Annotated in this window: 12 protein-coding genes; 11 read left to right on the top strand and 1 reads right to left on the bottom strand. The window is 28.9% G+C overall.

Features of this window, described 5'->3' with window-relative positions:
* Positions 1-51: 51 nt before the first annotated feature.
* Positions 52-1,965, bottom strand: coding sequence for a molecular chaperone DnaK (gene dnaK / locus XW81_RS00725; protein WP_075473967.1), 1,914 nt, complete (start codon positions 1,963-1,965; stop codon positions 52-54).
* Between the two features lie 259 nt (positions 1,966-2,224).
* Between dnaK and ndhC the strand changes: the two genes are divergently transcribed.
* From ndhC to nuoL, 11 genes are all read left to right on the top strand, one after another.
* Positions 2,225-2,617 carry an NADH-quinone oxidoreductase subunit A gene (ndhC, locus tag XW81_RS00730; protein WP_075473970.1) on the top strand — a complete coding sequence of 131 codons (393 nt, stop codon included), beginning with the start codon at positions 2,225-2,227 and terminating at the stop codon, positions 2,615-2,617.
* 33 nt (positions 2,618-2,650) lie between these two features.
* Positions 2,651-3,325 (top strand): NuoB/complex I 20 kDa subunit family protein, encoded by a 675-nt coding sequence (locus XW81_RS00735; RefSeq protein WP_075473972.1) that lies wholly within the window; start codon positions 2,651-2,653, stop codon positions 3,323-3,325.
* Positions 3,326-3,414: 89 nt separating this feature from the next.
* Positions 3,415-5,217 (top strand): NADH-quinone oxidoreductase subunit C/D, encoded by a 1,803-nt coding sequence (gene nuoC, locus XW81_RS00740; RefSeq protein ID WP_075473974.1) that lies wholly within the window; start codon positions 3,415-3,417, stop codon positions 5,215-5,217.
* 10 nt (positions 5,218-5,227) lie between these two features.
* Entirely contained in the window at positions 5,228-5,722 is a 495-nt protein-coding gene (gene nuoE, locus XW81_RS00745) for an NADH-quinone oxidoreductase subunit NuoE (protein ID WP_075474423.1), read from the top strand.
* The gene (nuoF, locus tag XW81_RS00750; RefSeq protein ID WP_075473976.1) at positions 5,719-7,062 is read left to right on the top strand and encodes an NADH-quinone oxidoreductase subunit NuoF; all 1,344 of its coding nucleotides are present in this window, start codon (positions 5,719-5,721) and stop codon (positions 7,060-7,062) included. Before nuoE ends, nuoF begins: the two co-directional genes overlap by 4 nt.
* Before the next feature lie 90 nt (positions 7,063-7,152).
* Complete coding sequence (nuoG, locus tag XW81_RS00755; RefSeq protein ID WP_075473978.1) at positions 7,153-9,882, top strand: NADH-quinone oxidoreductase subunit NuoG; 2,730 nt, start codon at positions 7,153-7,155, stop codon at positions 9,880-9,882.
* A 33-nt stretch (positions 9,883-9,915) separates the two neighbouring features.
* Complete coding sequence (gene nuoH / locus XW81_RS00760; protein WP_075473980.1) at positions 9,916-10,854, top strand: NADH-quinone oxidoreductase subunit NuoH; 939 nt, start codon at positions 9,916-9,918, stop codon at positions 10,852-10,854.
* Positions 10,855-10,869: 15 nt separating this feature from the next.
* Entirely contained in the window at positions 10,870-11,412 is a 543-nt protein-coding gene (gene nuoI / locus XW81_RS00765) for an NADH-quinone oxidoreductase subunit NuoI (protein ID WP_075473982.1), read from the top strand.
* A gap of 10 nt (positions 11,413-11,422) precedes the next feature.
* Entirely contained in the window at positions 11,423-11,923 is a 501-nt protein-coding gene (locus XW81_RS00770) for an NADH-quinone oxidoreductase subunit J (RefSeq protein WP_075473984.1), read from the top strand.
* A 20-nt stretch (positions 11,924-11,943) separates the two neighbouring features.
* Complete coding sequence (gene nuoK / locus XW81_RS00775) at positions 11,944-12,246, top strand: NADH-quinone oxidoreductase subunit NuoK (protein ID WP_075473987.1); 303 nt, start codon at positions 11,944-11,946, stop codon at positions 12,244-12,246.
* The gene (nuoL, locus tag XW81_RS00780; RefSeq protein WP_075473989.1) at positions 12,243-14,093 is read left to right on the top strand and encodes an NADH-quinone oxidoreductase subunit L; all 1,851 of its coding nucleotides are present in this window, start codon (positions 12,243-12,245) and stop codon (positions 14,091-14,093) included. Before nuoK ends, nuoL begins: the two co-directional genes overlap by 4 nt.
* Positions 14,094-14,131 lie beyond the last annotated feature (38 nt).

A 14,131-nucleotide genomic window follows, 5' to 3' on the forward strand; every position in this document is an offset into this window, starting at 1 on the left:
TAGTAGATATTTTATGCTCGTATTTTAATTTTTTTTTAATAAGAGAAAAAATTATTTTTTTTGGTCTTTAATTTCTTCAAATTCTGCGTCTACAACATTATCTTCAGATTTTGAAGAGGACACATTTTCTTTAGAAGGATTAGATTGTGAATTTTTTCTATTATATTCCATTAGTTTTTCAGAAAATTGTAGTAATTTTTGTATTTTTTCTTCTATGTCAGATTTATTCTCTCCTTTCATAGCGTTTTCTAACTCATTTAAAGATTTTTCAATATCATTTTTGTCTTTCTGATCTATAACATTTTTTAAGTCGTGTAGTTGTTTTTTAGTGCTATGAGAAATTTGATCACCTTGATTTCTTGTTTTTACTAATTCTTCAAATTTTTTGTCAGACTCAGCATTTTCTTCTGCATCAGAAATCATTTTTTTTATTTCGCTTTCATCTAGTCCAGAAGATGATTTTATTGTAATTTTTTGCTCTTTTCCTGTGTTTTTGTCTTTTGCTGATACGTGTAAGATTCCGTCAGCATCAATGTCAAAAGTTACTTCAATTTGAGCCATTCCTCTTGGAGCTGGTTGAATTCCATCTAAATTAAATTGACCTAATGATTTGTTATCTATTGATTTTTTTCGTTCTCCTTGAAGAACATGTATAGTTACAGCTGATTGATTATCTTCTGCAGTAGAAAATATTTGACTATGTTTTGTTGGAATTGTTGTATTTTTATTAATTAATGAAGTCATTACTCCACCCATAGTTTCAATTCCTAGAGACAATGGCGTCACGTCTAATAATAATACGTCTTTTACTTCTCCAGATAATACTCCTCCTTGTACTGCTGCTCCTACAGCTACAGCTTCGTCTGGATTAACATCTTTTCTTGGTTCTTTATTAAAAAAATCAGCTACCTTTTTTTGAACCATAGGCATTCTTGTTTGACCGCCTACTAAAATAACATCATTAATATCAGAAATAGACAATTTTGCATCTTTTAATGCAGTTTTTAATGGTTTAATAGATTGAGTTATTAAATCTTCTACTAAAGATTCTAATTTAGACCTAGTTATTTTAATATTTAAATGCTTTGGACCATTTGAATCTGCTGTTATATAAGGAAGATTGACATCTGTTTGTTGAGTTGAAGATAATTCAATTTTTGCTTTTTCTGCTGCTTCTTTTAAACGTTGCATAGCTAATGGATCGTTTCTTAGATCAGTTCCTTGATCTTTTTTAAACTCTTCGGAAAGATAGTTTATTAATCTACTATCAAAATCTTCTCCTCCTAGATGCGTGTCTCCATTCGTTGCCAGTACTTCAAAAGTTTTTTCTTTATCGACATTATCTATTTCTATTATCGAAATATCAAATGTTCCTCCTCCTAAATCGTAAACAGCTATTATTTTGTTTCCTTTATCTTTGTCCAAACCATAAGCTAGTGCTGCTGCTGTTGGTTCATTAATAATTCTTTTTACGTCTAATCCTGCAATTTTTCCGGCATCTTTTGTAGCTTGTCTTTGAGCATCATTAAAATAAGCTGGGACAGTGATAACTGCTTCTTTTACTGGTTCTCCTAAGTAATCTTCTGCGGTTTTTTTCATTTTTTTCAATATTTCTGCAGAAATTTGTGGAGGAGCTAATTTTTTTCTATCGACGTTTATCCATGCATCTCCATTATCGGACTTAATTATTTTATAAGGCATGATTTTGATATCACGTTGTACTTCTTCATCAGTAAATTTTCTTCCAATTAAACGTTTAATTGCAAACAAAGTATTGTTAGGATTTGTTATAGCTTGTCGTTTAGCAGGCTTTCCTATTAGTATTTCACCATTTTTAGAATATGCAATTATTGAAGGAGTTGTACGATCACCTTCAGAATTTTCTAGAACACGTGCTTTATTACCATCCATGATAGCAACACAAGAGTTAGTAGTTCCTAAGTCAATTCCAATAATTTTACTCATTTTTTTTCCTTATTTTAATAATTTTATGCGATTAAATTGGAAAATTTTTAGAAATTGTATGAATATTTTTAGGTATTTTTAAAATTGTATAGTTTGATAATAATTAGATGGGGTCGATTTTAAAATCATCAAGGTTTAAAAAAAAAATTAGTTTAAAATGTTGATATTATGTTTTTGAATGGAAAATTTTTAAATTTTAGTTTAGTATGTTACTACTTTAATTATGTAATATAACAATAAAATTATGTGTTCTATAAATATGTCAAATGATATCCAATATTTAGCATTATGTACTTTTTTTCTGACGGCGTTAGGAATTTGTATTTTAATGTTATCTTTGAGTGCAATATTAGGTGGAAAATCTCAAGCAAGATATAAACACACTCCTTTTGAATCAGGTATAGATTCTGTTGATCATTCTGATTTGAATTTGTCCATTAAATTTTATTTAGTAGCAATATATTTTGTTTTATTTGATGTAGAAGCATTATATTTATATTTATGGTCAATAAGTGCTATTGAAGTAGGTTGGATAGGGTTCGTAGAAGTGATAGTGTTCGTGTTATTTTTGTTATCTGGATTAATTTATTTAATTCGTTCAAATGGGTTAAACATAGGATATAAATCTAAACCATTATTTAAGAAACTGTGATTTTTTTTTGTTATTTAAAAATTGAGCCATTTTATGAAATATACATTAACTGAAATAGACACCTATGATGCAACTAAAAGTTATCCTGCCCATAAAGAGAAGATTGTATCTGATCCCATTGAAAGTTATCTTCGAAAAAATGTTTATTTTGGAACGATTAAAAAATATATAAATAATTTAGTAAATTGGGGAAGAAAAAATTCTTTGTGGCCATATAATTTTGGATTATCTTGTTGTTATGTAGAAATGGTAAGTTCATTTACTTCTGTTCATGATGTTTCAAGGTTTGGTTCAGAAGTATTACGTGCATCACCTAGACAAGCTGATTTTATGGTAATAGCTGGAACACCATTTATTAAAATGGTTCCTGTTATTCAACGTTTGTATGATCAGATGTTAGAACCCAAGTGGGTTATTTCTATGGGTGCTTGTGCTAATTCAGGAGGAATGTATGATGTGTATTCTGTTGTTCAAGGAGTAGATAAGTTTCTACCTGTAGACGTTTATATTCCTGGTTGTCCTCCTAGGCCGGAGGCATATATTGAGGGTTTAATGTTGTTGCAGCAGTCAATTTCGGAAGAGCGTCGTCCATTATCTTGGGTAATAGGAAAACAAGGAGTTTATCGTGCTAATATGCCTTCAAAAAAACAACAAAGGCGAGAAAAATATATTTCTATTAAAAATCTTCGTGCTCCAGACAAAGTTTAAATAAGCATTTATTTTTTTAAGAATAATAATATTGACAATTTTAATTGTATTTTTGTTTGATTTAACAATATAAGATTATTATTTAATTTATGAAAAAAAATATTGAAATAAGAGATAGTTACAAAAAAAAAAATGCTTCTGAAGTTCATATTGACAGTAATATTGTGAAAAAGCTATTTGAACATTTTGGACAAGATAAATTTATAATTCAATCTACTTTGATGGGAATTCCTGTATTGTGGATAGATTGTAACATTTTACTGAAAGTTGGTAAATTTTTGTTGGATTCGTATTATCCATATATAATGTTGTTTGATCTTCATGGCATAGATGAAAGATTTCGTTCTTATCGTTGTGGATCACCACAATCTGATTTTTCGGTGTTTTATCATTTTATCGTTTTCGATCACAATAGTGATATTATGTTGAAAATTGCGTTATTTAACGATAGCTTAAAAGTTCCTACTTTAACTAAATTGTATCCAAACGCTAATTGGTATGAGCGTGAAACTTGGGAAATGTTTGGAATTATTTTTGATAATCATCCACATTTAGTTCGAATTATTATGCCAAGAAATTGGGAAGGTCATCCTTTACGAAAAGACTATTCTTCTAGAGCAACTGAATTTGATTTTTTTTCTTTAAATCAAGTTAAAGAAGATTTGTATATGGATGCATTAAAGTTTCGACCGGACGAGTGGGGACTAAAAAAGCAGAATGATAGTAATCGTTATATGTTCTTAAATTTAGGACCTAATCATCCTTCTGTTCACGGAGTTTTTCGTATTGTTTTACAATTAGATGGGGAAGAGATAGTTGATTGTATTCCAGATATTGGATATCACCATCGTGGTGCTGAAAAGATAGGAGAACGTCAAACATGGCATAGTTACATTCCATATACTGATCGTATCGAATATTTAGGTGGATGTGTCAATGAAATGCCTTATATACTAGCAATAGAAAAATTAGCAAATATTAAAGTACCAGAAAAGGTAGAAGTTATTCGTATTATGTTATCAGAATTGTTTAGAATAAATAGTCATTTATTATACATTTCTACATTTATACAAGATGTTGGAGCGATGACGCCTGTGTTTCTGGCTTTTACTGATCGTCAAAAAATTTATGATATTATTGAAGCAATTACTGGATTTCGAATGCATCCGGCATGGTTTAGAATTGGAGGAGTAGCTCATGATTTACCTAGTGGATGGGACAAACTGCTAAAAGATTTTCTTGTTTGGATGCCCAAAAGATTAATTAAATATATTAATTCTCTTTTAAAGAATAGTATTTTAATAAGTAGGTCAAAAGGAATAGCTGAATATAATCAAAATGAAGCATTGCGATGGGGTGTGACAGGATCTGGATTACGTGCTACTGGTTTAGACTTTGATGTTCGAAAGAAGCGACCATATTCAGGATATCAAAATTTTGAATTTGAAATTCCAATAGGTGCTGGAATTAGTGATTGTTATTCTAGAGTAATGTTGAAGGTAGAAGAAATTTGGCAAAGTCTCTCTATTCTAAAACAATGTTTACATAATATGCCGGAAGGCCCATTTAAAGCAGATCATCCATTAACTACTCCTCCTCCTAAAGAACGTACGTTTCAACATATTGAAACTATGATTACTCATTTTTTACAAGTTTCTTGGGGACCGATACTTTCTCCTAATGAGAGTTTTCAAATGATTGAAGCAACAAAAGGAATTAATAGTTATTACTTAATTAGTGATGGGAATGCTATGAGTTATAGAACTAGAATACGAACTCCTAGTTTTCCTCATTTACAGCAAATACCATCAGTTATTTGTGGAAGTATAATATCAGATTTAATAGTTTATTTAGGTAGTATTGATTTTGTTATGTCTGATGTTGATCGTTAGAGTAAATTTAATGCTAAATAAAATTGTAAATGACACTTTTGAACTTAGTTACGAAGAGATTAAAGAAATATTGGAAGTCAAACGTAGCTATGAGAATTCTCGTGCTAGTTCTATAGAAGCATTAAAAATTGTTCAGAAGAAAAGAGGATGGATTTCTAGAAGTTCTATTAATGCCATTTCAAAGATACTTAGAATTTCTGAGAGTGATTTGGAAGAAATTGCTACTTTTTACAGTCAGATTTTTAGAAAACCGGTAGGCAGAAATATAATACGTTATTGTGATAGTGTAGTATGTTATATGCATGGATGTGAAGATATTAAATTTTTTTTAGAAAAAAGATTAAATATTTTTATTGGAGAGACAACAAAAGATTTTCGATTTACTTTATTACCTACATGTTGTTTAGGAGCTTGCGATAAAGCTCCTGTTATAATGATTAACGATCATACTTATTTTTGTTTGACATTAAAACTTATAGTAGAATTATTGGAATCATATAAGTGAAGAAAATATTAAGAACTTCGGAAACACACCCATTAACGTGGTGGTTAAATAAAGATGAAGATACAGTATGGATTAACGAATATAAAAAAAAAGGTGGTTATCTTGCTTTTGAAAAAGCACTGCATAATATCGATCCTGATGGTGTTATTAACATAATAAAAGATTCTGGATTAAAAGGACGAGGAGGGGCAGGTTTTTACACAGGTGTCAAATGGAGTTTGATGTCTAAAAATGTTGATGTTAAAACTCGTTATTTATTATGCAATGCTGATGAGATGGAACCAGGAACTTACAAAGATAGATTTTTAATGGAAAAAATTCCTCATCAGTTGATAGAAGGTATATTAATTAGTGCTTTGGCATTGCGAGTTAATAGAAGTTACATTTTTTTAAGAGGAGAATATGTTAAAGCTGAACGTATTTTAAAAAAAGCTATTGATGAAGCAAAGAAATTTGGATATGTGGGATCTAATGTACTTAGTTCTAGTTTAAGTTTTGAAATTTTTTTACATAGTGGTGCTGGTCGTTATATTTGCGGAGAAGAAACGGCATTAATTAATTCTTTAGAAGGAAGGCGTCCTAATCCGAGATCTAAACCTCCTTTTCCTGCAGTGTGCGGAGCTTGGGGAAAACCTACTTGTGTAAATAATGTTGAAACGTTGTCTAATGTGCCATCTATTATTTTGCATGGTGTTTCATGGTATAAGAATTTATCAAACAGTTCAGATTCTGGTACTAAAATTATGGGATTTTCAGGAAAAGTTAAAAATCCTGGTTTATGGGAGTTACCATTTGGAATTACTGCACGAGAAGTTTTAGAAGATTATGCTGGTGGAATGAAAAATGGATTACAATTAAAAGCTTGGCAACCAGGAGGAGCGAGTACAGAATTTCTAACATATGAACATATTGATGTTCCCATGGATTTTTCTAGTGTTAGTCATGCAGGTAGCAGATTAGGCACTGCTATTGCTATGGCAGTAGATAATGCTGTAAACATGGTTTCTTTAGTTAGAAACATTGAAGAATTTTTTTCCAGGGAATCGTGTGGGTGGTGCACTCCATGTCGTGATGGATTGCCATGGATTGTTTTTATTTTGAAGGATTTGGAAAAATTTAAAGGACATAAAAATGATATTGAATTATTAGAAACACTATGTTATCAATTAGGCCCAGGGAAAACATTTTGTGCTCATGCCCCAGGAGCTGTTTCTCCGTTAAAAAGTGCAATTAAATATTTTCGAAAAGAATTTGAAGATGGTATTAAGTTGTCTTCAACTATTGATATAAAAGTTGTTGATGGTGTTCAACCTAATTACATCGTAAACAATGACAGTTAATTTTATTATTTTAAGAATGTTTTATCAATTTTTTTACATGGAATAATATATAAGTTCATGAACTTTATTGATTGGAAATAAAGATTATTTATGGCTATAATTTTTATAAATGATAAAAAATATCATGTTAATGCTTCAGATAATTTATTGCATGCATGTTTATCGCTTGGTTTTGACATACCATATTTTTGCTGGCATCCGATATTAGGAAGTATTGGTTCATGTCGTCAATGTATGGTCAAGCAATATGACAATTGCGAAGATAAGGTAGGTCGATTAGTAATATCTTGTATGACTCCTGTTTTAAATGGATCAGTAATCTCTATACATGATTCTGAATCAGTAGAATTTAGAAAAGGTATTATTGAGTTGTTAATGACTAACCATCCTCATGATTGTCCTATATGCGAAGAAGGTGGGAGTTGCCATCTTCAAGATATGACTGTAATTACTGGGCATAATAAACGTCGTTATCGGTTTTTAAAGAGAACTCATAAAAATCAGTATTTAGGACCTTTTGTTGGACATGAAATGAATAGATGTATTTCATGTTATAGATGTGTTCGCTATTATAAAGATTACGCTGATGGTACAGATTTTGGAGTGTATGGTACTAGTAATAATATTTATTTTGGAAGATTAGAAGAAGGAGCTTTAGAAAGTGAGTTTTCTGGAAATTTAGTTGAAGTTTGTCCTACTGGAGTTTTTACTGATAAAATTCAATCAGAGAAATATTCGCGAAAATGGGATTTGCAATATGCACCGAGTATTTGTCAACATTGTTGTGTTGGATGCAATATTAGTGCTGGAGAAAAATATGGAGAAATATGTAAAGTAGAAAACAGATATCACGAAAATATTAATCGTTATTTTTTATGCGATTTAGGTCGGTTTGGGTATAGTTATTCTAATTTAGAAGACAGACCTAAATATTCTGTTTTTCGAAATGAAAATAAAACGAAAATACTTAAAAACTTGCAAAATTCTTTTACGTTAATAGAAAAATTATTGTTAGATTCGTCTCAAGTAATAGGAATTGGATCTAACCGTGCTAGCTTAGAGAGCAATTATGCATTACAAAAATTAGTTGGAAAAAAAAATTTTTCAACAGGAATGCTTCAAAAAGAATTAGACTGTACATCACTTATTATAAGTATTTTAAAGAGTGGTGGTATTTACGTTCCGACATTAAAAGAAATAGAAAATTATGATGTAATTTTTATATTAGGTGAAGATGTTACACAAACTTCTCCTATGATAGCATTGTCTATTAGACAAGCTATAAAAGAGAAATCTAAATCAATTTCATTTTCTAAGAATATTCCGGTTTGGAATTCTTTAGCTGTTAAAAATGCTTCACAAGGTGTAAAAAATAGGTTATTTATTATAAATACTTACGCAACAAAGCTAGATGATATTTCTGAAAAAAGTTGTATTTTTTCAATAAATAGTCAAGTTCAATTAGGTTTTAAAATTTCTCACCATATTGATAAAGATTCTCCTGGTATTGATAATTCAAGCGATAGTAATACTAAAATTGTAGAATTGATTAGTTGTGCGTTGTTATCGTCTAAAAATCCTCTTATTATTTCTGGGACTCATTCTAATAGTGTTGAATTAATTCAATCTACATATAATATAGCAAAATCATTAAAAAATAGAAAAAAAAATGTGGGGTTAATATTTTTAACTTCTAATTCTAACAGTCTGGGAATAGGTCTACTAGATGGGATGTCATTGGAAAAGGTGTCAGAAAAAATATTAAAGAATAAGTGTGATTTTTTAATTATTTTAGAAAATGATATATATCGTTATTTTTCAAAATTTTACATGTCAAAATTATTGAAAATTGTAAAAAATGTTTTGGTTATAGACCATCTTAATACTGATACTATGAAAATAGGAAAAATATCTCTTCCGTCGACTAATTGTTTTGAAAGCTCGGGAACTGTTGTAAATTATGAAGGTCGAGCACAGCGTTTTTTTCAAGTATATGATCCAAAGTTTTATTGTAATGATATTCATACTTTAGATAGTTGGATGTGGTTACATCTTATAAGATGCAAATTGTATAAAAAAAGTCAAACTTGGTATAAGTTAGATGATGTTATTCATAGTTTGTCTTCTGAAAAATTTGATTTTAGAAATTTAAAGTTTGTAGCGCCTGATGCATCTTTTAGAGTTTTTGGTCAAAAATTAGCTAGGTCTCCACATCGTTCTAGTGGAAGAACTTCAGTTCGAGCTAATATTAACGTTCATGAAAGGTCTCAACCTAAAGATCAAAATTCTATGTTTTCTTTTTCTATGGAAGGTTGTCAACAATTTTATAAATATTCTTCGTATATACCTTTTTCTTGGACCCCAGGTTGGAATTCTATACAATCTTTGAATAAGTTTTCTAGAAATATTGATGGAAAGTTACCTTTTTGGAATTCTGGAAAACATTTATTTGAACATGGTACTGGAAAATTAATACCTTGGTTTAATTATTGTTCTGTTAAAAATGAGAGTAACGATAGTTATTGTATTTTCCCATATTATGCTTTGTTCGGTAGTGAACCATTATCAAAATTATCTCCTAAGATTTCCGAAAACATATCAATTTTTTCAGGAATCATGAATAAAAATGATGCAAAAATATTGTCCATTCGTTCTGGATCTAAAATAGAATTTGAATGTTTTAATACGTTGTTCACAGTAACTATTTTTGTGTCTTCTAAAATTAAATCTAAACATTTGGGTTTGCTTTTAGGGCATTACGACTTACCTATTTCTCTATCTGGAAAAAAAATTGTGGATTTGAGAAAAATAACTGTATGATTATGTTTTTAATAATATTAATGAGAATGAACAGTGTTAGTATTGCAATCGGTTTTTGTTTTGTTATTAGTTTTGATATGTGCAGCAGTTATGAGTGTTGTAGAACGCAAAATATTAGGTTTGTTGCAAAATCGCTGTGGTCCTAATAGAGTTGGTTGGAAAGGCACGTTACAGATAGCAGCAGATATGATTAAAATATTTTTTAAAGAAGATTGGATTCCGTCGTTTAGCAAAAGAGCAATATTTTTTTGTGCTCCAATATTAAGTTTTACATTATTGCTATTAGTAATAGTTATTATACCGTTTAGTTCTTGTTTTGTTATCATTAATCTTAATATAGGTATTTTATTTTTTTTAATGATTGCGTCTTTATCTGTATATTCTGTACTATTTGCAGGTTGGTCTAGCAATAATAAATATGCGTTATTAGGAGCTATTAGAGCTACAGCACAAACATTATCATATGAAGTTTTTTTGGGACTGTCTTTAATGGGTGTAGTAATGCGGGCACGATCGTTTAATATGATTGATATTGTCAATAGTCAAACTTTTATTTGGAATTGTTTTCCTCAATTTTTTGGATTTATTACTTTTTTAATAGCAGGTTTAGCTTTATGTCATAGGCATCCTTTTGATCAGCCTGAGTCTGAGCAAGAATTAGCAGATGGTTATCATATTGAATATTCTGGCATGAAGTTTGGATTATTTTTCATTGGAGAATATATTTCTATTATAGTAATTTCTAGTTTAATTACTACTATGTTTTTTGGAGGTTGGTTAGGGTTTACATCTTTTGAAGTTCTTTCTTTTATTTTAAAAACAATGTTTTTTATATTTTTGTTTGTTTTAATTCGAGCTTCTCTACCTCGTCCTCGTTATGATAAGATGATATTGTTTGGATGGCAAGTTTGTTTTCCATTAACTTTAATAAATTTAATAGGTACTGCTATTTTTATGTTATATAAAGCTTAATAAGAGATTGATTTTATGAGTATTTTAAACATAATGTGTTCTTTAGTTAGCCAAATACGTAGTATTTGGCTAACTTTTATTAATATTTTTTCAAAACGTGAAACTATAATGTATCCAGAGAAGTCTGTATATCTTCCTCCAAGATATAGAGGACGTATTATATTGTCTCGTAATTTAAATGGTGATGAACGATGTGTTGCATGTAATTTATGTGCGGTAGCTTGTCCTGTAGGTTGCATTTCTTTAAAAAAATCTGTTTCAAAGACTAAGAAATGGTATCCTGAATTTTTTCGAATTAATTTTTCTCGGTGTATATTTTGTGGGTTATGCGAGGAAGCTTGTCCAACAGCTGCTATTCAACTAATTCCTGATTTTGAACTGTCAGAATATAAAAGGCAAGATTTGGTATATGAAAAAGAAGATTTGTTAATTTCAGGTCCCGGAAAATACCCTGATTATGATTTTTATAAGTTTTCTGGTGTAGAAATAGAAGGTAAAAAGAAAGGAGATTTAAGTAATGAATCTCGTCCAATTGATGTAAAAACATTGTTACCTTAAGGATAATAATATGGAACTTACTTTTTATAGTTGTGGATGCTTATCAATTATTTTTACCATATTAACAATTTTTAATAGAAATCCAATGTACTCATTAATATGTTTAATTATGTCATTTTTATCTACATCTGGTGTACTATTTTCATTGGGAGCTTTTTTTGCAGCGTCTTTAGAAGTCATAATTTATTCTGGCGCTATTATGGTATTATTTGTGTTCATTATTATGATGTGTAACTTTAAAAATTTTGTTTATTATTCTGCTATTTCTAATCAAACTAGACCGAATTTTTTTGTGTTATTTTTTTTAGATTTGATGTTAGTTTTTTCGTCAATTTTTATATTATTTAATGCAAATGAAAAATATATATTTAATGTAGTTATTAGTACGAAACTATTAGGTATTAAATTATTTAGTGATTATATTTTAATTGTTGAATTGGCATCGATGCTGTTATTAAGTGCTTTAGTAGTGGTTTTTCACATTGGGGGAAAATGCCATAAATTTCATTAATTAATTAGGATAATTTATTTATGATTCCTTTATCTCATGCTCTCATTTTATCTTCAATTTTGTTAATATTGGGTTTAACCTCTTTATTAATACAAAAAAATATATTGCTTATGTTAATTAGTTTAGAAATTATGATTAATGCTGTGGCATTAGCATTAGTAGTAGTGGGTAGTTATTGGAATCAAGTCGATGGACAGATTATGTATATTTTAATCATAACTTTGGGAGCCTCGGAATCAGGAATAGGATTAGCGCTATTAGTTAAATGTTATAAGCGATTTAAAACTTTAAATATTAATAAATTAAGTGAGATGCATGGATGAATATCGTTTATATGATAATTTTATTTCCATTAATAAGTTGTATTTTATTGATGTTTTTAAAAACGAAATATTCTAATAATCAAGTGATGGCAGTTTCTATTAGTTCTGTTTTTCTATCGATGTTATTTTCAATATATTTAATGGTAATTTTTTTCTATTCGAATAATAATATATTAATTGAAAATTTATGGACTTTTATTGTTGTAAACGATTTTAGAATTAATTTTGGAATATTAATGGATGGTTTATCACTTACTATGTTAGTAATGGTAACTTGTATAGGCTTTCTGGTTCATGTATTTTCTATGTGGTATATGCGTTTAAAAAATGATTTGTCAAATTTTTTTGCATATATGAATTTTTTTATCGCTAGTATGGTTGTACTAGTAGTGTCTGATAATCTAGTATTTATGTTTTTAGGATGGGAAGCAGTAGGATTGTGTTCTTATTTATTAGTAGGGTTTTACTATAAAAATAGTAATTCTAATTATGCTGCTTTAAAAGGATTTATTATTACTAGAATTGGGGACATTTTTTTATTATTGTCAATTTTTTTTATTTATAGAGAGTTTGGAACTACAAATTTCAAAGAGTTAGAATTTATTTTAAGAACGTTTGCAACAAACGAACATTTAGAGTCTCTGAAATGGATTACCTTTTTTCTCTTAGTTGGAGCTGTCGGGAAATCTGCTCAAATTCCATTGCAAACTTGGTTAGCAGATGCTATGGTAGGTCCTACTCCAGTTTCTGCCTTAATACATGCGGCTACAATGGTAACAGCTGGAATTTATTTAATAGCTAGAACTCATTTTTTGTTTATTTTAAGTCCAGAAATTTTGTATATTGTAGGAATTATTGGTAGTTTAACGTTAATTCTTTCTAGTTGTTCTGCTTTAGTTCAAACTGATATAAAAAAAATATTAGCATACTCAACTATGAGTCAAATAGGTTATATGTTTATTGCATTGAGTATGCAAAATTGGATTGCAGCTATTAAACATTTAGTTGTTCATGCTATTGTAAAAGCGTTACTTTTTCTCACCTCAGGATCAATGATCATCTTATTAAATAATGAAAAAAATATTTTCAAAATGAGAGGTTTAAAGAATCAATTTCCTTTATTGTACTATGCTTTTTTAATCGGTGGAGCTTCTTTATCGTCTTTTCCAATTTTTACTTCTGGTTTTTATAGTAAGGGAGAAATTTTATTTTACTCTTTTGAAAATAGTTATAATTTTTTTTTCATATCTGGCTTACTAGGATTTATATTAACCACAATATATACATTTAGAATGATTTTTGTGGTTTTTCATGGAACTAAAAAAAATAAAAGATTAATAACTCCAATAGATCTTAGTCACAGTTTTCCATTAATTATATTAATGATATTTTCTACTTTTATTGAATCTTACGTTATCTTCCCGTTATCTTGCGTTTTTCCTAGAACGATAGGATCTGTTCATTCTAGTATATTTCTAGAAATAATATGTAGTTTTATATCTTTATTCGGTATAGTTATATCTTATTATTTGTGGGTAGTTGATAGAAAAATAGTTGATAAAATATTATATACTAGAATTGGAAATAAGATACATACTTTTTGGTTACATGCGTGGGAATTCGATTATATATATAATATTATTTTTGTAAAACCTTATCTTTATGTTTCTAAAGCTTTAGTTTCAGATCCTATAAATATTTCTATTAGTTTTTTTAGAGGTTTATTTTGTTTCTTTTATCGTAGATTAGAATTTATTTATAATGGATATTTGTATATGTATCTTTTTTTAATTATTTCTGGGTGTGTGATGTTATTAACAACTGTAATACTAAATATAAACAGTTAAAATTTTAAATTATTTAAATTTTCGTTATTTTAATCAAT

This window comes from Buchnera aphidicola (Schlechtendalia chinensis) (assembly GCF_001648115.1).
Taxonomy (GTDB): Bacteria; Pseudomonadota; Gammaproteobacteria; order Enterobacterales; family Enterobacteriaceae; genus Buchnera_B; species Buchnera_B aphidicola_N.